General features: G+C 47.8%; 12 protein-coding genes. All 12 read right to left on the minus strand.

The features are described from left to right. Positions 1–172: 172 nt before the first annotated feature. Positions 173–1,912, minus strand: a complete 1,740-nt coding sequence (locus G8759_RS22640; protein ID WP_232073909.1) for a glycoside hydrolase family 28 protein — start codon at positions 1,910–1,912, stop codon at positions 173–175. 24 nt (positions 1,913–1,936) lie between these two features. Beyond that, positions 1,937–3,586: a RagB/SusD family nutrient uptake outer membrane protein gene (locus G8759_RS22645; RefSeq protein WP_167212863.1), complete on the minus strand. Its 1,650-nt coding sequence runs from the start codon at positions 3,584–3,586 to the stop codon at positions 1,937–1,939. Positions 3,587–3,600: 14 nt separating this feature from the next. Further along, entirely contained in the window at positions 3,601–6,924 is a 3,324-nt protein-coding gene (locus G8759_RS22650) for a TonB-dependent receptor (protein WP_232073910.1), read from the minus strand. Between the two features lie 201 nt (positions 6,925–7,125). Then, positions 7,126–8,148, minus strand: coding sequence for a FecR family protein (locus G8759_RS22655; protein ID WP_167212866.1), 1,023 nt, complete (start codon positions 8,146–8,148; stop codon positions 7,126–7,128). Positions 8,149–8,316: 168 nt separating this feature from the next. Continuing rightward, positions 8,317–8,895 (minus strand): RNA polymerase sigma factor, encoded by a 579-nt coding sequence (locus G8759_RS22660; protein ID WP_167212868.1) that lies wholly within the window; start codon positions 8,893–8,895, stop codon positions 8,317–8,319. A gap of 671 nt (positions 8,896–9,566) precedes the next feature. After that, complete coding sequence (locus tag G8759_RS22665; protein ID WP_167212873.1) at positions 9,567–10,388, minus strand: alpha/beta fold hydrolase; 822 nt, start codon at positions 10,386–10,388, stop codon at positions 9,567–9,569. Positions 10,389–10,808: 420 nt separating this feature from the next. Next, complete coding sequence (locus G8759_RS22670) at positions 10,809–11,960, minus strand: hypothetical protein (protein WP_167212877.1); 1,152 nt, start codon at positions 11,958–11,960, stop codon at positions 10,809–10,811. An 80-nt stretch (positions 11,961–12,040) separates the two neighbouring features. Further along, the gene (locus G8759_RS22675) at positions 12,041–13,414 is read right to left on the minus strand and encodes an FAD-dependent oxidoreductase (RefSeq protein ID WP_167212879.1); all 1,374 of its coding nucleotides are present in this window, start codon (positions 13,412–13,414) and stop codon (positions 12,041–12,043) included. A gap of 36 nt (positions 13,415–13,450) precedes the next feature. Then, complete coding sequence (locus G8759_RS22680; RefSeq protein ID WP_232073911.1) at positions 13,451–14,932, minus strand: RagB/SusD family nutrient uptake outer membrane protein; 1,482 nt, start codon at positions 14,930–14,932, stop codon at positions 13,451–13,453. Between the two features lie 58 nt (positions 14,933–14,990). After that, a complete protein-coding gene (locus G8759_RS22685; RefSeq protein ID WP_167212882.1) occupies positions 14,991–18,305 on the minus strand; it encodes a TonB-dependent receptor in 3,315 nt (1,104 codons plus the stop codon). A gap of 242 nt (positions 18,306–18,547) precedes the next feature. Beyond that, the gene (locus G8759_RS22690) at positions 18,548–19,573 is read right to left on the minus strand and encodes a FecR family protein (RefSeq protein ID WP_167212888.1); all 1,026 of its coding nucleotides are present in this window, start codon (positions 19,571–19,573) and stop codon (positions 18,548–18,550) included. Positions 19,574–19,696: 123 nt separating this feature from the next. After that, complete coding sequence (locus G8759_RS22695; RefSeq protein WP_167212891.1) at positions 19,697–20,272, minus strand: RNA polymerase sigma factor; 576 nt, start codon at positions 20,270–20,272, stop codon at positions 19,697–19,699. Positions 20,273–20,418 lie beyond the last annotated feature (146 nt).

Below are 20,418 nucleotides of genomic sequence, written 5' to 3' on the forward strand. Positions count from 1 at the left end.
TGTGATTAAATAGAACGTTAAACAGGCCCTATACTCTTTCTAACTTCAACTGTTTGATAGACACGATTGAACGCCGGTCAGATAAGTCGTAATCCTGCCGGGGGGGTGATAAAAACGGAAAGGCCAATAGCTCAATACCAAAATTCTCAGAAACAGGCGTCGGTGTAAGCCCTCATTTTGTAGAAGACAGGGTCAGGTTCTTTTCCTGGGCACCCTTGTTAAACTCCGCCCTGGTCTGGGCTTTAGCGACATCCGTGTTCTTCACCTGAATGCCCTGAGTCCGCTCGCCATTTATAGAAAATAGCAAACTGGCCTGAGGATCGTATTGTATCGTATCGAACGTTAGATCACTGCTATTGTCTACCAGAATAACGGGCTTTGTGCTTTTGGTGATCAACTGTACATTTTTGAAACGAATACCGCTCGCATCGATCAACTCTATGCCCTTATCCGCCTGAAGGACCAGCCTGTCCATCGTAATGTTTTTAACCGCCATTTCGGGTAAACCACGGATAAAAACGCCCTTTTTTGCGCCATTACAGACAATGTTCTCAAAATGCATATCCCGGAAAACGGGCGTACCTTCATTGACGATCGGGCGCTCGTCGCGCTCCCCATCGGTAGCGAACTTGACGAAATAGTACATATCGAAGAAGATGGCTTCCTGCGCAATGTCTTTCATGAAAATATCTTTTGCATAGATATGCTCGACTACGCCACCCCGCCCCCGTACCGACTTGAAACGCAGGCCCTTATCGGTACCCATAAACGTGCAGTTGTAGACGAATATATTACGTGCCCCTCCGCTCATTTCACTCCCGACAACAAAACCTCCGTGGCCGTTATAGACCGTATTATTCCGAATAACACCATTCTCGGTAGGCATCCCGCGTTTACGCCCTTCTTCGTCTTTTCCCGATTTGATGCAAATGGCATCGTCGCCTACATCAAGTGTACAGCCTTCGATGAGGAAGTTCTTGCAGGATTCGATATCCATACCATCGCCGTTATGCGCGTATTCCGGATTTTTAGTGGTAACATTTCGAATCGTTAGATCCTGACACATCAGCGGATGCAGACACCAGGCGGGTGAATTCTGAAATGTAACCCCTTCCAGCAGTACTTTTTTGCAATTCGTCAGCACCAGCAGATTCGGCCGGAGCATGTCCTTCATATCCGCAAAATCCTGAGGAGTTTTTCCGGCAACCAGCAACATGCTTCGATTTTCGGTACTGGCCCGTTTGAACTGCTCACTCGGATACCAGGTTTTACCATCCTCTTTCAAAACGCCACCCGAAGCTACTTTTTCCTGCCACTGGCTTTCGGTGAGCTGCGCTTTATGGACGGCTCGCCATACGTCTCCATTCCCATCGACAATGCCCTGACCGGTAATAGCCACATTTTCCAGATTGGCCCCAGACAGGGGGGATTGATTACGGGCCGACCGTTTGCCTTCGTAGGTGCCTTCAACCAGGCCGTATTGGCTTTTATCGGTCGTAAACAACAGGGTTGCTGCCTTTTTTAGATGCAGATTGACGTTACTTTTCAGTTCGATTGGTCCGGTGATCCACAATCCAGCGGGTACGAGCACCACCCCGCCCCCTTTTTGACTGCACGCCAGAATAGCTGCATTGATCGCCCTGGTGTTCAGTGTAACGCCATCCGGTTTTGCACCATGCGCAATAATCGTTACCGTGTCCTTTCGAAAAACGGGCTGGGCTATTTTAGGAAGGTTGGCCCAGCTATAGGCCGGTGCGGTTTGTGCTGAAGCAGAAAACGGAGCCAGTATTGAGAACACAAGGCTCAGGAATCGATGGTTTTTCGTCATAATTTTTTTATTCAGCAGCCAGGTGAGGTCATGCTGATCCGTAGGACTCAGATGATTTACGCGAATAAATTCATGCTGTATCATACGGATCAGCGCGTCCTGTCCAGTCTATTGATAACCCTGATTTTGGGTAAACTCCGTTTTATTGGTAATGGCATCCAACTGCGTTTGTGGAATAGGCCGAAGCACATGATAATCCACAATATTGACTGCATTATCGGGCGCATCGGCACGAACACGCTCCAAAAGCTTCCCTGTTCGTTTGAGGTCGAACCAGCGAATCTGCTCCCCGGCCAGTTCACGTGCCCGCTCATCCAAAATGAAATCAAGCGTTACCTGGGCTGAAGCAATCTGCATGGCAGCGGCTTTACCCGGTTTGGCCGCCCGTGTCCGCACGGTGTTGATGTAATCGGCAGCAGCCTGCAAATTACCCAGCTTCATTTGGGCTTCGGCCGCGATCAGGTACACCTCGGCCAGCCGGATCACGAATACATCACGGGCGCTTTGCGCTTCATTCAGGCTAGCCCGCGTCGGGTCCATAAACTTCGACAAGGTTGGGTAACGCAGATTGTCTTTAACCGTTCCGTTGGCGTTATAAATCTTACTTCGGTCGTAGGTCTGGTACTTCCGGGTTGCTTCAAACGCATCGGGAATTTCTTTTTTCGTGCAATACACCGCCGTATCGCCCAGGTTCATACCCGCCGGACGCGAAGTGGCATTAGCAAACCAAACCTGCTGAAATGAACCTTCGTAGCGGGCATCCTCATCGCTATACAGATCGAGCAGGAACCGGGTTGGCATGTATCGGTTGAATGGCCGCCCGTTGGCGATATCGCGCGTCATGCCCGGCCGATCGTCGTACTTCATCAAAAACAACAGGTGCCCATTGTTGCTGCCCCGGCTATGGCCATACGGATTGAAGGTTGTGTTTACGAGATCATTGATGGCCAGGTTCACGGAATAATCGACGACATAAATGGCCTCTTTGGTCTTCATATTGCTCATTTTCCACAAGTCCGCATAGCTGGCTTCCAGTTTGTAGCCGTAATTACCCGTCAGCACGGCCTGCGCCATTTCCAGCGCTTCTTTGTTCATGCCACGAGTCAGATACATGCGTGCCAGAAACGCCTGAGCAGCTCCCTTTGTCACTTTACCGTATTGGGGCTGCGTAGCGGGCAGGTTGGCTACGGCAATCTTCAGATCTTCGAAAATCTGGTTGTAAATGGTTTCAACAGAAGTCCGGTTAGCCGTCGCCACAATACCGTTCGTTTCCTGTGTGGTGAAATGAACACCACCCCAGGTTTCAACGATATGCCAGTAATAAAACGCCCGCAGAAACCGTAGTTCCCCTTCGCGAACTGGCCGTAACGCAGCCGATAAACCCGCTTTATCGATGCGGCCAATGCCACCGTTACACAGATTAATGGCTGCGTAGAACTCCCGCCATTCGCTCGTAAGGGCCGCATTACTGCCCTGAAGGTTCAGGTATTGGGTTAGGTCCCGGTAGACCTCGCCCGATCCGCTCGTCCAGATATCGGTACCTGTTTCGGCAATGTTATACCCTTCTTCTTTACCGTACCACCAGCGTTGATACGTATAGGCGGCATTGACCAGTGTTTCAAAACCTTCGGGTGTGGTGTAAACGGTTTCGGCGGTTAACCCACTGGGGTTATATTCTTCCAGCACATCTTTACACGAAAACAAGGTTAGCAGAGATAGTGCCAGTAACCCCGTTTTTTTGACAATGGATAAGTTCATAATGGGTTGAGGGGTTATAGGTTGACGTTCAGACCAAATACGTAGAGCTTTGTCATGGGGAAGTTCTCGGAACCACCCCGCTCCGGATCATAGTTCAGGTTGGTGAAAGTGAACAGGTTTTTGCCTGTCACATACAGCCGAACTCCCCGAATGACCTTTGAGCGAAGGATGTTGGCGGGTACGTTATAGGCCAGCGTAATGTTACGAATCCGGGCATACGTACCATCCACATACCCTAATGTAGAGAGGTATTTCAGCCCTCCGTTTTTATTAGGCCGGGGATAGGCATTGGTCGGATTTTCGGGGGTCCAGTAATCGAGCCCCGCCGTGCTGTTGCCAACGCCCTGCTGGTCGAAACGGGCCGACCGGTCGGAGTTAATCATCTGTCCTACCCGGGCATAGAGAAACACATTCAGGTCGAAGCCTTTGAATTTGATGGTGTTATCGAAACCACCACTCCATTTCGGACGGGGTGTTCCCAGAATAATCCGATCGTTCACGGCATCGATCTTACCATCGCCATTCTGGTCCTTCACTTTGATTTCTCCGGGCAACTGGGTTGGCGAAAGCTTGGCCGCGGCATCCGCTTCTGAGGTTTGCCAGATACCCAGTTTTTGGTAGTCGTAAAAGACATTGATGGGCGAGCCAATGAACCAGCCGTTACCAATGTCGTTGCCGCCCGTTACCAGCTCCGTAATTTCTTCCTTGTTTTTGGTGAAGGTGACGTTGCTGGTCCAGCTGAAATTTGACGTCCGGATGTTGGTACTACCCAGCGTGACCTCAACACCCCGGTTACGTGTTTTGCCGATGTTCTGCTTAACCGTCGTTACCCCTGTCGTTGGTGGTAACCCACGATCCAGCAGCAGGTCAGATGTGCGGGTATCGTAATAATCGATCGACGTATTAATGCGACCGTTCAGCAGGCCAAAGTCCAGACCAATATTTTTAGTATTGGATAGTTCCCATCCTAATTCAGCATTGCCTACGTTCCGCGAGAAAGTATAGGCGGGAACCGGTACTTCGTCATACCCAAAGGCCAGCCGGGTCAGCGTTGTTTGGGTTGCATACGGACCAGAGGGGTCGTTACCGGCAACCCCATAACTGACGCGAACTTTCAGGTCGCTAAGCCCTTTCAGACCCTGCATAAATTTTTCTTCTATTATGCGCCATGCGAACGCAGCCGAGGGGAAGAATGTCCATTTATTGCCTGTTGCCAGTTTAGAAGAGCCATCTTCACGGGCAGTCAGTGTAAGCAGATACCGGTCGCGGAAGGAATAATTCAACCGACCCGCAAACGAAATGAGGTCATTCTGCGAATAGGCGGAGTTGATCTTGATTTCTTCCGTTGCACTGCCCAGTGAGTAGAATAACTGCGATGGAAGCAGTTGATTAACGCCCGAAGCCGCTGCGTTATCGGAGGTATTACCGATATAACTGGCAATACCCGTGAGCGTAAATGCGTGCTGGCCCATACTTCGTTGATAGGTCATCACATTTTCCCAGTTGAGGCTACGGCTGCTACTGGTATTGTACGTAGCGAGCGATTTACCGGTCAGCGATCGATCGATGGATTTCGGGGAAGCATATGAACCATCCCGGATCGAAGCCAGGTTCACGCCCAGTGTAGTCCGGGCAGTAAAGCCTTTGAAGGGCGTCAATTCAATATAACCGTTGGTTAGAATCCGGGTTGTCAGCACCGAGTTATTGAATACGTTCGGTTGCTCATCCGACAGTGGATTGGCCGTCTGCCCATCCAGCATGATGTAGTTAAAATTCCCATTGGCATCATAAAGCGACCCAAGCGGACTGATTTTATTCGCCTGATTGAGCGGGTCGCGCCGGACGCTTTGGTTGTAGTAGGTAAGCTGGCTTTGTAAGCCAATTTTCATCCAGTCAGTAATTGTATAGTCGACATTCAGCCGCCCGGTGTAGCGCTTCAACTCGTCTAACTTCAGAATACCTTTTTCGTTATAGTAGTCGACAGATACATACGATTTCAGCCGCTCGGTACCTGACCGTATGCCAATCTGATAATCCTGTTGAAGACCATTGTGAATCAGCGCATCCTGATAATCAGTCCAGTTCCCTTTCTGTAAGGCATCATATTCGGCTACGTTCGTAAAAATGGATGCATCATCGGCCGGGCTTTTCCAGACGCCAGCGGCCCGCCAGGCTTCCCGCTTGAAATCTCGAAAGCCAGTAATGTCCATGGCTTTCGGATACATCGTCACCTGAGAAATACCCGAATACGCATTAAATGAAATATCGGGTTTACCTGTTTTACCTTTTTTGGTCGTAATCAGAATAACCCCATTGGCTCCCCGCGACCCATAAATGGCAATCGATGAGGCATCTTTGAGGACGTCCATTGTTTCGATGTCGTTGGCATTGATATCTTCCAGGTTGCTGTACTGGATACCATCGACAATAATCAGGGGAGCATTATTTCCCCCAATGGAGCGATTCCCGCGTATGCTGATATTGACCTTTGCCCCGGCTTGTCCACTGCTCCGGGTAATGTCGGCCCCGGCAATTTTGCCCTGAGCGGCTTCCAGCACATTGGCAGTCGGTACTTCTTTCAACTGCTCGCTTTTGAGTTGAACAACCGCCCCGGTCAGATCTTTTTTACGTACGGCCCCGTAGCCGATCACGACAACTTCGTCCAGTGCGCTCACATCGGGCACCATCGACACATTGATCGTCGATTGATTTCCAACCGCTATGTCCTGGCTCTGGTACCCAACAAACGAAAATGTTAACGTCACCCCGTTGCCATCGGGTACCGACAGTTTAAATACGCCACTGGCATCCGTTGTTGCACCCCGTGTCGACCCTTTTACCACAACACTGACCCCCGGCAAAGCAGCCTGTTTTTCATCAAGGACTTTTCCTGTTACTACATGATCGGCCGCTTCTGTGCCCGGAGTTGGCACTTGGGTATGCCCATCTGAATCGGACTCCAGCACAATCAAACCGCCAACCAACCGATAGGTTAATTTCAGTGGCTTCAGTAATTCGGTCAATGCTTCATTCAGGCGCTTATCCGTCAGGGTAATCGTGACCGGATGGTCTACATTGATCGTTTTTGAGCCATATACAAACCGGGCGGCCGTTTGCTGTTCAATCTGTGTTAGCACCAATCGAAGCCGTTGTCCATCAGCTTTTAGCGTAACCGGTCGGCTCATTAATTCCTGCCCATTTCCGTTGAAGGCTATTGACAAGCTGGCACAGGCCGTAATCAGGATGAGCTGAATAACAGAGAAGTTCATAAACCACCAAAATGCGTTGACCTGTCGGCCCAGAGAGCCACAAATACGTACAGGTTCTCTTTTTTTCATAGATTTAAGGGTTTTGTTAAATGGAGTTTGACAAAATAGTTCTCGTGTTGGGTCAAGATTCGCGGTCTGTCCAACGAGAGATCAACTGGGCGCTGGTTCATGTTCACGGCATGGCCAGCGTCTTTTTAGTGAAAATCAGTGATCTGGATAGGTTCGACACATAGGCTGAATGGATTAATTATTGGTTCATCAATGGGAAAGCTAGTCACTACATCCTTTTCCAGTGAGCAGGATGGTTGTTCCTTTCACTTCGTAGTTCGCCTTCAGTGCAGCACAAATGATGTCTAACTGAGTGTAGAGTGGTTGATCGGTTAAATCGGCCGTTAATGGGCATCCCTTCTGGCTGTCATTTTCTACTTCGATGTTGATGCCATATGCCTGTTCGAGCCTAACCAGCACCTCCGCTAAAGGAGTGTCGTCGAACTGAAAGGAGATCGGTTTACGCTCCTTTTCCGAGGTACGTATAACCAACGGGGAGTCGACAAGGCCCGTTACAAAATGCTGTTCTTCTTCGAAAAAAGTAGCGGTCTGGTTCGGGCTCAGTACAACTCCGTCGGTCGTTGCCAGTTTGCGGGGCGTTTCTTTATAAACAGCCACCCGCCCCGTTACCACTTCAACCCGCACCTGTTTGCTAGCCGATTGACTCCTGACAAAAAAGCTCGTTCCCAACACCTTCGTAACCACGCTTCCCGCATACACGTAAAAAGGTCGGGATGGCATTTTCGCCACTGAAAAGAAGGCATCGCCAGTTAGGTAAACGGTTCGTTTTTCGGTCGCAAAATGGGCAGGAAAACGTAGTGAACTATGAGCAGCTAATTTGACTGCACTCCCGTCTTCAAGGCGGATTACTAGCGGATGAGTGGAATTATTGGTTCGTTCAATCCAGTCGCCCTTGACAAGTGAAATCAGTGAATCTGCTGGATTGACAGGGCTACTCTGACGCTGTGCAAAATACAACCAACCGATCAAAAGCAGCGATGCCGCAATACCGATCCATCGAAGTGAAGTGCTCCTGAACGGAATAACACGCCCCGGTTCGTCCTGAGGCATCTTACTCTGAATCTGGTCCCAAAGACGGTTTTCCAGCTCGTTCATGTCAAGCTCCTGCCCCGACTCTTCGGTTTCAATCAAGCCATACCAGTGCTCTACAAAAGCCTTTTCTGCGGGTGTACATTCTCCACGAAGGTATTTCTGTAAGAGTTGCCCAAATTTTTTTCGGCTCATGACTCGGTAGCAGTGGGTTTACAGTACCTAAGTCAAACAACCACACCTAAAGCCGCAAATAGTTTTATTGAATAGTAGAAAATTACAACACTTAAGGAGAAATAGAGCAAATATTATTTAAATAGTACTATATAGTTATTGTGATTTAATTGGTCGGTTGGTAGGCTGTCAGATGTAGAGTAGCAGGATAATACCCGGTAACAGGTAGTCTCGCAGGTAGACCCGCAGTGCTTTAATGGCCTGACTAAGGTGATATTCAACCGTTCGTTCCGGGACTTTTAACTGGGATGAAATTTCCTTGACGGATTGATATTCCAGACGGTTTAGTCTAAAAATCTGACGCGTTTTTTCGGGAAGATCACTCAACTGCTTTTCAACGGCTTCCATCAATTCATCCAGATCCATCTGCTCTTCGGTGGTCGATATGGCTTCCGGTAGATGGACATAGGCGTAGTCCGCGTATTTTTCGTGAATCAGCGTCGATTTTATATGATTGATTGTTGCATACCGAACAGCTGTATAGAGGTAAGCATCAAGCCGTTCAATCCGTAGCTCATTACGACGCTCCCATAGCTTCAGGAATATATCCTGTACCAGTTCTTCAACCGTATCCTGCGATTCGATTTTACGCCGGGCAGAGCTATACAACCGTTTCCAGTATCGCTGATAAATCTCCCGAAAAGCAGCCTCATCGCCTGTTCGAAGACGAATAAGTAATATTTCATCGGGTAGCGATTTAAGATTCATTCGTTTTCGGCTGTCAAGTATACTAGAATTTGACTATTTCCCAGAAACAGCCTGACTGTAGATCAGTAAAGCTAGTTGTTCCCTGACTATTAATCTCCACACTTTACTTAAATTTACCAAGCATAAGTTTAATTATTTCTATGCAATCGTTACCGGGAACGTTGCCGAATAGGATATACTACTATTTTTTAGTCTAAAATAGTTTCACACAAACTGATCAGTAGTCATTTCAACCGCCATTAATCAGTTCAATAAAATTGTATTTTTCCATGCTAGAGGACTTACAATCAAGTAAGGAAATTTGAGTAGAGATACCTAACGTATAGTCATCTAATCGCTTGACTAAACAGTACAAACGAGTAGTTATACACGCTATTGATCAACATGAATTGTAAAGGAAAGAGGTGTAGGGTTGTCGATACAGAAAGGCTTTAATCGAAGGTGACTTGCCATTTCATAGCAACCCCTAAAGAAGATACAGAAATTGGGGCTTACTTACTTTTTTTGCCGCAGAAGTCGGGCAGTGAGAATGGATTGCCGGGAAACTGTACTAATCCTGACTTGCCCGGCGAATAGTCCTGATTTTGAATAACTAACCAACCAAGGAAGCTATCAACAGAAACGATGATAGCTTCCCCGATTTTAACTGTATACTCTAGCCAATTGGCTCATTATGAGTTAATAAACGCTAACAGATCGGCATTAATTGTGGCCGCTTCAGTAGCTGGCATTCCATGCGGAAATCCGGGATACGAAATGAGTTTCCCATCTTTTAATAGCTTTACAGCCCTGACTGCGGTCAGCGGGAATGGAACGATCTGATCATCTTCACCATGCAGAACAAGTACCGGTACATCCACACTCTTCAGGTCTTCCGTAAAATCGGTCTCTGAAAAAGCCTTGATACAATCGTAATGGGCTTTTATGCCACCCATCATACCCTGGCGCCACCAGTTATCCCGAATGCCCTGCGATATGGTTGCACCTTCCCGATTGTAGCCATAGAAGGGAATGGTAAAATCCTGAAAATATTGGGGTCGTTTTGTGGCAGTACCTTCCCGAATTTCATCGAATATAGCCATGGGAATACCATCCGGATTTGCTTCGGTTTGCACCATGAGTGGCGTAACGGCACTGATCAGTACCGCTTTAGCAACCCGCCCCTGTCCATATTTTGCCACATACCGAATCACTTCACCACCACCGGTCGAGTGGCCAACGTGAATGGCATCTTTTAGATCGAGCACTCGTGCCAATTCGGCTACATCGGCGGCATACGTGTCCATATCATGTCCATCTGCCGTTTGCGACGATCGTCCATGACCCCGGCGGTCGTGAGCAATCACACGAAATCCCTTATTCAGGAAAAACATCATTTGGCCATCCCAGTCATCGCCTGTTAAAGGCCAGCCATGGTGAAAAACAATCGGTTGCCCCGTTCCCCAATCTTTGTAATAAATCTCGGTACCGTCTGCTACTGTGATCTTGCTCATGTTTTTGGTTTTTAAGTATGATTGTAACCACTGTTTTAGAGATACGCCCTTGTCTTCCATATGCATCCCTGAGAAGTGTCCTGCCGGGGTTCAGCCTTTAAACTACAGACATCAAAACCGGGAACTCCCTTGAATTACATACTGGCATAATACCCTAATTGGGTGGCTGGGGGCTAAAAATAAAGCATTAGGGTAGATAAACTATATAAATAATAGAAAAATGACTTTAGCCCACTTTGACACTAAATCTGGCTGGTGGATCGTGTAGACAATGTCCGTTAAATCCAGAAATTTGCAGAAATTTGAATAATATTGAGCAACCTGCAGTCTTGTAGCTACCTGCGAGTGACGACGGATAGCGAAGCCGGATAAACGGCCAACATTCGATCAGCCCAACGAAGTAGTTGCGTCAGTGGTAAATCACTTTTTCGCTCGATACTCCTTCATATGCTTTTCGATCAGCACATCGGTGACCACTATAGCGTCTAAATAGGCAAACGCTTTTTTTGCAATTAATTCATTCTTATTTGTCAGGAGTTCAGCTATCGTTCGGCAAGTGTCGATGTCGGCAACTTTGTGTTTTCTGAATAGATCCAATACGTTGCTTATCAACTCAGTATTTAACGATTTCAAGTCATCGGTGAAGGCCTTTTTTACCTGAACGTCAAGCAGTGGCGCTTCCTTAAGTTTGGAAATGATAAGTTTTTTAAGTGCGTAATTTGCTTCCCGAAACTTCGCCAGCAAGGCACGCTGAATGACTTCGGATTTCAAATCGCCAGCACTAAAGGCGTAAATAGCGCGCTCGGCCAGGTTGTAATCGGTGGTGCTGATCAATCCCAAAAGTGCTTTTTGTAGCGCTGGCGTTAGCGCTACAAATCCCCGAATATGGTTTAATGCCCAGATTTTATCCGTCAAGTCCGGGCTATCCAAAATCGCCAGGATGAAGTCAGGCGACAATGATTTTTCAGTTAAGCGAGCTACATCCTCCTGAGTTGAGCCATAGACAACATGCCACATTTTATAGGTGGTATACGCTGCCCCTTCAACAACATATTCCAATACATTCTTCGCCGTTGCCGACGACACGCCATCAACTTCATTTTCCTTGTCTGCGGGCTTTGCCTGAGGAGCCAGTTCGGCATATGATAACGTTGCCAGGGGCGAAAGCGGGTCGGCCAGCAGCTCACTCATCCGCTCATACTCAGCCGGTGTGAATGGTTTATGCTCTGCTTTACTCAAAAATTCACCTTTCGGAAGATTAAACCCCAAATAACGCCCGGTGCTTGTCCAGTAGAGATTAACCTTCAGCAACCGGCACTTATTATCGAAGCAAACGCTCGTCCTGACTTTCCGAAAATAGGCCATCGGGTAGCCCTCTTTTGACCGAATCTGAAACAACGTATCGTTTGCAATCGAGTCTTGTGAAGCAGCTATAAATGCCAGCGTCGTATCAGGTTTTAGCGTAATTGCTGGTGTACGTAAATACCGGATTTGCCCAGCGCTATCATAGACCACTGCCAGAAACGCTGTTACTAAACAGACAACTAATCTTTTGATTTTCAGGGCGTACATTAACACAAGTCGGCAGACTTAAAGCTTTTCTTTAGCCTGTGAGAATACAGGCTAAAGAAACAGACTAGTAACAAAACTGATCAACCTTTTGAGCCGTTCCCAGGTACAATTCCGCCGTGTTCTTCCAGCAATTTCCGAAGATCACTCATGGAAACGTCCAGCGGAGTTTTGTTCTGCAAATTGGCCAGAACAGCCGCGGCTCCGGCTGCCTGTCCCATCCCCATACAGGACGCCTGTACACGAAGCGCCGAATTCGCCAGCCGATCACTACTAACACACCGGCCAGCCACCAGAAAATTCCGGCTGTTTTTCGGAACAAGGGCTCGAAGTGGAACTGTTGGAACGATTCCTTCGGCTAAATGATCGGGAACGACGCCATTTTCGTCATGAACATCAATTGGATAATAGGAATAGGAAACCGAATCATCGAACACTTTCCCGGTCACGTAATCGGCTTGTGTAATTTTATAATGACCGTCGATCCGGTAGGTTTCCCGAACCGCCGTTTCGTTTTGTACATCGATGAGTTTTGTTTTTTCGCAACCGGGCAGGGTTCGCAGAAAACGCAGCGTTTGAAGTAAGGAAGCCCGTCCTTTTATGTTCGCGACGGTATGGGTTTCAGAGGTTGTGGAATCGGCCCCTAATACATGCTGAATGTTATCGCCGGCACTTCGCAACAAGCCAATTATATTGTTCCGAAAATCGGTTTTCACTAACTCTCCTTTCTGAATGGCTTCCTGATAACGAGCCTGTATCAGCTTAACATCCAGCGAATTAAAATCGTAACCGCCTAGTTTAAACATCAGCGTACCCGGCTGAGTCACCGACTCCCGCAGTACATCAAACCCGGCCATTGACGTAGCATACGCATTTCCGGTGCAGTCGATCAGCTGATTACAGGTTATCTGGGTCATGGTCCCTTTACCGACCGTTTCGACGATCCAGTTGTTTTTTTGGAAGGTAATCTGGGTAGGCGTCTCATAGAAGCGAATCTGAACACCCGCTCCTACGCATTTCTCTTCCAGTAACATAGCATATAATTGTCCATTCAGCCGAACCTGGTGTTTGGGGTGATTTTTGCCATGAGGAATTGAAAAATTAGGTAATGTATCGTCGTTGAGGGCTACCGCTTCCTGCACCATTTCCCAGCCGATTCCGCTGATAATCTGCTTGCCCCAGGCGAAAAATATACCGGGGAAAGCTACTCCGCCAGTGGTGGTGGTGCCACCAAGCTGACTCCCGTTTTCGACAAGTATTGTTTTGCGTCCGGCCCGGCCTGCCTGAATAGCGGCTACCACGCCCGCCGTTCCACCACCAATAACCAGAATATCGGTTTTTAGAGTTTGCTTCGTGAGCTTATAGGGTTCTTTCAGGATTTCCCCCGTTGCTAATGTAGGAGAGGCAGCGCCCAGCGACATAGCGCCCAGCGTTGCAAGAGCTGATCTTCTTTCCATAACAGTTCGTTTGACTAGTCAAAAATGGATAGATGCTTAATAGCCGGGATTCTGATCCTTTGTTGGATCAAGGCCTTTGTTGTAATTCATTTCTGAAACCGGAATAGGCCACAGGAGGTGTTTATCAGCAACGGTTTTCCCCGTTGCTGCCAGGATAGCCTCCTTCACTTTGCCCGTTCGTTTGAGATCCAGCCAGCGCTTCCCACCCAACTGAAATTCATAGCTCCGTTCGGTTAATACTAAATCCAGAAACGTAGCAGCGTTGTAATCGGTCAGGTTGAAGTCGATCGATGAAGCAACGGCAGGGGCCTTCCCATACGCCCGGCGATGTACTTTGTTCAGTGCTTCCATACCCGCTGCCGTGGGTCCGTTGCCGGCCCTGCCTGAAGCCTCCGCATAGATCAGCAATACGTCTGAATACCCGTAAACGGGATCATCATTACCCGCACCAGACTGAGAGACAGCAAGTTGATCGGCAAATTTTGAGCTAACAAGCGTATTGGCACCCAAGCCAAAGTTTATCAAATCCCACAATCCTTTCCGCAGGTCGTTCGGATTCCAGGACTTATAATAGGCACTCGTCACATCAAGATAAAGCACGTAAGCTCCTCCGAAATTGAACAACTTCGTGTCTGGATGATTGCTTATCCAGAGCATGTAATTGCCCTGATTGACCTGGCGGGCATATTTCAGGTAAAAAATCTCCTCGGTAGTCGATACTAAATCAGGCCCCCAAACTTTAGTCTGAAAATCAGCTTTTGTGGTCGTGGGCACAAACGAAAATTTATTGGATTTAATCACTTCATCGGCTTTGTCCCGTGATTCGGCAAACTTGCCAAGGGTTAAATACACATCGGCCAGCATGGTTTTGGCCGCCCATTTGGTGGGCCTTCCGGCTACAGCCGGATTATCGGGAAGATTTGTTTCGGCTTCGGAGAGGTCTGCGATAATCAAATCATAAACCTCATCAGCGGTATTTCTTTTCAGGTCAATGGCATCCATTGTGCTTTCCGTACGCAGTGGCACACCCGCCCAGTTGCGCACCAGCTGAAAATAATTGAATGCCCGCATGAACTTTGCTTCCGCTACGTATTTGGTAACATCCGCTTTACTGATCGACTTTCCGGTGGGTGCATTTTTTATGACCAGATTGGCGTTGCGAATGCTTAGATAAAAGGCCCTCCACAGGTCAGATACGCGCGTAATATTGGCATCATCCAACCCCTGAAAAACGTGTAGCGGGGCCCAGCTTCCCCGACCGTTCGCATAATCGGACTGGCATTCAAGCGTTGCTTCGTAAACCGCATAATTGTTGTTCCGCAAAGGTGAGTAAATCAGATTCGTAGCTGTTTCAACTTCAGTGGCGGTGTTGAAAAAAGATTCAACAACCAATGATTTTGGTTCTTCAATGAGTGATTTCTCACAGGAAGAAAACAGACAAAGGCACAAGACCCCGATAATACCCCAGTATTTACCATCGAGAGGCTGTTTTGGCCGATTTATAAGGGACATTTTCATTGTAGTATCTAATCAGAAGAATGAGTTTTTTCGAATGGGAATGAGAACATGGCCTTTGTTAAAAGCCGACACGAAGACCAAACGTGATCGTTTTCGCTACGGGGTAACTATAGGAGTCTACCCCCTGCGTCGTCGAGTTAGCATCCCCTTTTGAATTCACTTCGGGGTCCCACCAGGAATACTTCGTCAGGGTCAATAAATTTTGTCCACTGGCATACAGTTGAACCGTTCGCACCCATTTTACACCCCAGTTCTGAAGCGGAAAATTGTAGGCTAACTGAATGTTTTTAAGCCGGACGAAAGACCCATCTTCTACATATCGATTCGAAACCCGCGCATTGACACTGTTGCTGATAATTGGGTATTTGGCGTTCGGATTGGAGGTCGACCAGTGATTCAGATAAACTTCGCGGGGCATGTTCAGGCCAAAGCCATAATCGATTGTGCTTCCCATTGCACTGGCGTTAAATAAATCATTCCCCTGAACGCCTTGTAGAAAGAGCGTCAAGTCGAAGTTTTTGTAGGACATGTTCGAGTTAAAGCCAAAAATGTACTTGGGATTCGGGTTGCCGATGTACGTTTTATCCTTGATCGTGATGCTTCCATCACCATCGGTGTCCTTGTATTTTATTTTCCCTTTATCATCGTACCCATCCTCGACGAAGCCCCAGAACTGACCTAACGGTCGGCCCTCACGCAGAATATTCGTCACATCATTAATGACAACTACGCTGATTGTGCCACCCAGTATATCCTGTCCACCGTATAGCCTTACGACCTTATTTCGGTTGAAGGAGACGTTAGCGTTGACATCCCATTTGAACGCGCCGGTTAAAATCCGGGTGTCGATCCCTAACTCAACTCCACTATTCTGGATTTCGCCAATATTTTTAATTGTCGTGGTATAGCCGAGTGAAGTCGGCAGCGTTACGTTGTTGAGCAAATCGCGGGTGTTCTTGATGTAGTAATCAGCCGTGAACAGGATTCGGTTATTCAAAATCCCGAAATCAACACCGATATCCTTCTGCTCTGTCATTTCCCATTTCAGATTACCCGGCAAGTTTGTATTCGGTCCGTAGGTGTTATAGAGGGCATCGCCAAAAACGGTTTTACCCGAATAAAGCTGATTCAGCGTCGCATAAGCGTTAATGGCCTGACTGCCCGTCAGTCCCCAGCTTGCCCGTACTTTCAAATCAGAGATGAATGTATTGTCCTTCATGAACTCCTCATTGGATACGCGCCAGGCCAGGGCAGCTGAAGGGAAATACCCCCATTTATTGCCTTCACTGTATTTTGAAGAACCGTCTCTCCGGATGCTGACAGTTGCCAGGTATTTGCTGTTATAGGCGTAATTGACCCTGGCCAGGTAAGACAATAACACCGATTTAGAATAATTGGAACTCGGTATGCCTGGTGTTGAAGCAGATGCCAGATCATACGTTTCAGGCGTGTTACTCAGAAAGCCTACCCCACTCCCCGACAGTGAGGTGTTCAAAAAATCCTGATAGGTGAAACCGGCTACGGCCGAAATGGTATGCTTTAGATTGAAGATTTTGTTGTAACTGATCGTATTTTCACTCAACAGGCTGGTAAATTGATTGGTAGCAACGTTAGCGGCTCCACTCGAATTCACGAAATTTCGTGTCGTGTAGTTGTCGCTACGGTCGTCGCGGTTTTCAACACCGCCCGATACTTTGATGGTTATCGACTCAATGGGCTTAAAAATCAACGATGCATTGAGCAGGGCAACATTGGCCTTTGTCTGGTTGTTTTGTTCGTTGATAAAGTTGAGGGGATTGATCAGGTCAGTCGCCACAAACGGATAGGCGATGGCCAGTGTCCGGTACGTACCATCATCGTTATACGGTGTTAGTGTAGGTGGGGCTGAAATAGCACCGGCAATCATCGAGTTTCCCCGACTCCCTCCCCCACTATCTTTTCGGCCGGTTTGCAAACGGGTCAAGGTCCCGCCAAAATTGACACTGAACTTGTTGCTGACGGCATGATTGATATTGGCCCGCAACGAATACCGGTTATAGTCGCTACCCTTGACGATACCATCCTGATTGAACGCACTTCCCGACAGCGAAAACTGCGTTTTTTCGTTACCTCCGCTGATGTTCAGTGCTGTCGTTTTCATTGGAGCCTTCTGAAAAACAAGGTTTTGCCAGTCGAAACCCTGCCCAAAGGCATTGATCTGATCCTGCGTAAAGTAGGGCTTCTGTTTATCATTAGTGGCCTGTTCATTATAGAAGGTCGCATATTCCTGGGCGTTCATTAAATCCAGCTTCTTTCTGAGCGTTTGTGAGCTATAACTGGTCTCAAGATCTACGCGTGTTTTACCCACTTTGCCATGTTTTGTGGTAATTAACACCACGCCATTGGCACCCCTGGAACCGTAAATAGCTGTAGCTGAGGCATCTTTCAGAATCTCCATGTTTTCAATATCCGCATTGTTCAGTACTGTTGGGTTACTGCCCGATAGCGGAAATCCATCGACCACATAGAGCGGTTCGTTGCTGCCCTGAATGGAGTTCGTACCCCGGATTCGCACACTGACTGGTGCGCCCGGAGCGCCCGTATTTTGCAGAACCTGTACCCCAGCAGCCCTGCCTGTCAACGCCTGCAAAACATTCGTTGCCGGGTATGAATTGATCTCTTTGGATTTGACCTGAGACAGGGAGCCGGTCAGATCACTTTTCTTAACCGTACCATAACCGACTACAACCACTTCATCCAGTGATTTATCATTTGGCACAAGTTGAAGATTAATGTTTGTGCGATTACCGATAGAAATTTCCTGATTCAGATAACCCACAAACGAAAAGACCAGTGTGATGGCCCGTCCGTCGTCCGGAATGGTGAGTTTATAGTTTCCCTGAGCATCCGTGGTCGTGCCTCGGGTGGTGTTTTTAACCACCACACTCACACCGGGCAAGCCTTCGCCAGTTTCGCTTTTAACAGTACCCGCGATTTGCCGGTCGGCTGCCTGCGCTGGCACGAATGACGTATTCCGGGGAAGTAGGGTCGGAGTGGTCGGCTGAACAGCCGGGCGCACACTGAGCAGAATCTGCTTTTTCCCCACAACTTCGTAGGTGATCGGCAAATTCCTGAAAAGCTGATCCAGTACAGTAGACAGACGCTGATTCGAGATATTAATCGATACGCGCCGATCGGCCTGAATCTGTTGTGGAATATAGGAAAAGGTGACCTTCGTTAGCTTTTCAATAGTCGATAACACAACACGAATCTCTTTATCCTCAACGGATAAGCTAATGGACTGCTCCAGTAAGGCCTGGGCTTTTACTGTCCGGGCGTAGGTTATGTTCAGGAACAAAACCATACAAAACAGTTGGGCAAGGGTAATACGCATAAGGGTACGTGCGTAGGCGTGACTGAGTCGAGGTAATTTCATACCTTTGATTGTTTTTGTTTACAGGATTTAGACAAAGACAAATTAGCCCCTACACATCTGACGAGGATGCAACGGAATACGAACCGAAATGGGGCTTTTCCGGTCGGTGATGCTTGGACCCATCGCCGACCTTCTTTTTTAGCGTCTGGTTACTTTCACTTCATAGCATTCTGGTTAACATTCATTGTTCTTTTCGGTCATTAACAGCCTGACCCGCTAATGACGATCTGCGCATCGATGATCTTATACGTAGCTCCCAGCAGCTTACAGATAATCGTCAGTTTGTCGTACAAATTTTCCTGATCTAACGAAGTCGTTATAAAGCAGTTAGCCATCAGTTCTTCGTCATAGACCACATCGACGCCGTAGGTTTTCTCGATAGCCGCCATGATTTTGGAAACCGGCGCATTCTGAAACGTGAACGAAGCCAATTCTTCATTACGAATCACGACAAGGGGTTTCTCGACCAGCGTTTTCACCAACCGATGTTCCTGCCCCAGATACGTTACCTGTTGATTGGGAGTCAGTACGACACCGATGGTTTCCGGATCAGACTTTAGTTTGGTCTGGGTTGCCAATTGGGGCGAATAAACAGACACCCGCCCTGTTCGCACGGCTACCGTTACGTTCCGATCGGTTGGGTACGCTTTAATGCGAAAACTCGTTCCCAGAACCTTGGTGATCAGGTCATGCGAGTAGACCAGAAACGGCTTATGCGGATTTTTTTGCACCTCAAAAAAAGCCTCGCCAATCAGCGTTACTTCCCGTTTGTTGCCAGCGAATTCAATCGGGTACCGGAGCCTGCTACCCGGTTGCAACGTAACTACACTCTGATCGCTCAACACCACCCGCTCGGGTAATGCCGAGGAGTTAATTCGCTCTGTAAACGACGATTGTGTTTCCATTACCTGCTCCAGCTTCCCAGGAAGTTCAAGCGTTAACCGACTGACGAAATACCAACTCAGGCCACCAATCAGAAGCACAACCGCAGCAGCTACCCAATAGGGTCTGGCCCGGAATCGTTTGAAGGGAGCAGTTTTTACAGTCCGGGCGGCAAGCATCTGCCAGTTCTGGGAAAGAAGCTCTTTCTGCTCATCCTCCGTTGAGGGTAGCTCCACCTCAGAATCCAGGGATGCAAACCATTGATCGAGGAGTGCCCGTTCTTCGTCGGTGCAATCGCCCCTGAGGTATTTTGCCAGTAGCTCCTGGTAGTTGGTGCTGTCCATCGGGTTGAGTCATTCGTTTGTATCGGCGGTCCGACAAAAGGTATAGACGAATAGCTCTAGAAATCCCCTAAGGTTAATCAGGCTTTTTTTAGATTATTTTTCATTTCGGAAAGAATTCGATGCCTAGGAGAGCAGAAACAGAACCCAGGCCGTCATGAAATCGCGCAGATTCTGACGCAAAAAAGTAGTGGATCGGGAGAGATGGTACTCAATTGTTTTTTCTGATAGATTCAATCGCTGGGCAATCTCGCGAATGGTGAGGTGTTCGAACCGATTGAGAATGAATATTTCGCGGGTTTTTTCGGGCAGTTTCGCCAGAGCGCTTTGGATCGCTTCGGAGAGTTCATTCAGTTGAACGGCTTCCATCGTAGCAAAGGTTTTGGCTGGGAAAAAGCGCTGGAGTTGATCCAGATAGTGCTCTTCCTGAATATTCCGGCGGATGTAGTCGATCATCAGGTTTTTGAGCGATACGCCCAAAAACGCCTGTAAATTAATGACCCGAAGGGATTCCCGTTTCTGCCAGATCATCACAAAAAGCTCCTGTGCCAGTTCTTCGGCAACTTCTTTACGGCGAAGTTTACGGTGAGCAATCACATACATTTTATACCAGTACCGATCGTATAACTCCCTGAACGCCTGCTCGTCATCTTCTCGGAGTAGGGCCAACAATTCGTTGTCGGTTAACAGGTGCAGGGACATTTTTGACAGGATTTGCCTGTAAAGTTGAAATAAACCTTCAAATACTTCAACATTTCGTTTTTTTTCCTGAAGTTATGACTCTTCCAGAAAAGCAGAAATAATTAGTACGTATAATGGATAAATCTACCCCGCAAACGTCTTTGGTT

The sequence above is a fragment of the Spirosoma aureum genome (assembly GCF_011604685.1).
GTDB classification, from domain to species: Bacteria; Bacteroidota; Bacteroidia; order Cytophagales; family Spirosomataceae; genus Spirosoma; species Spirosoma aureum.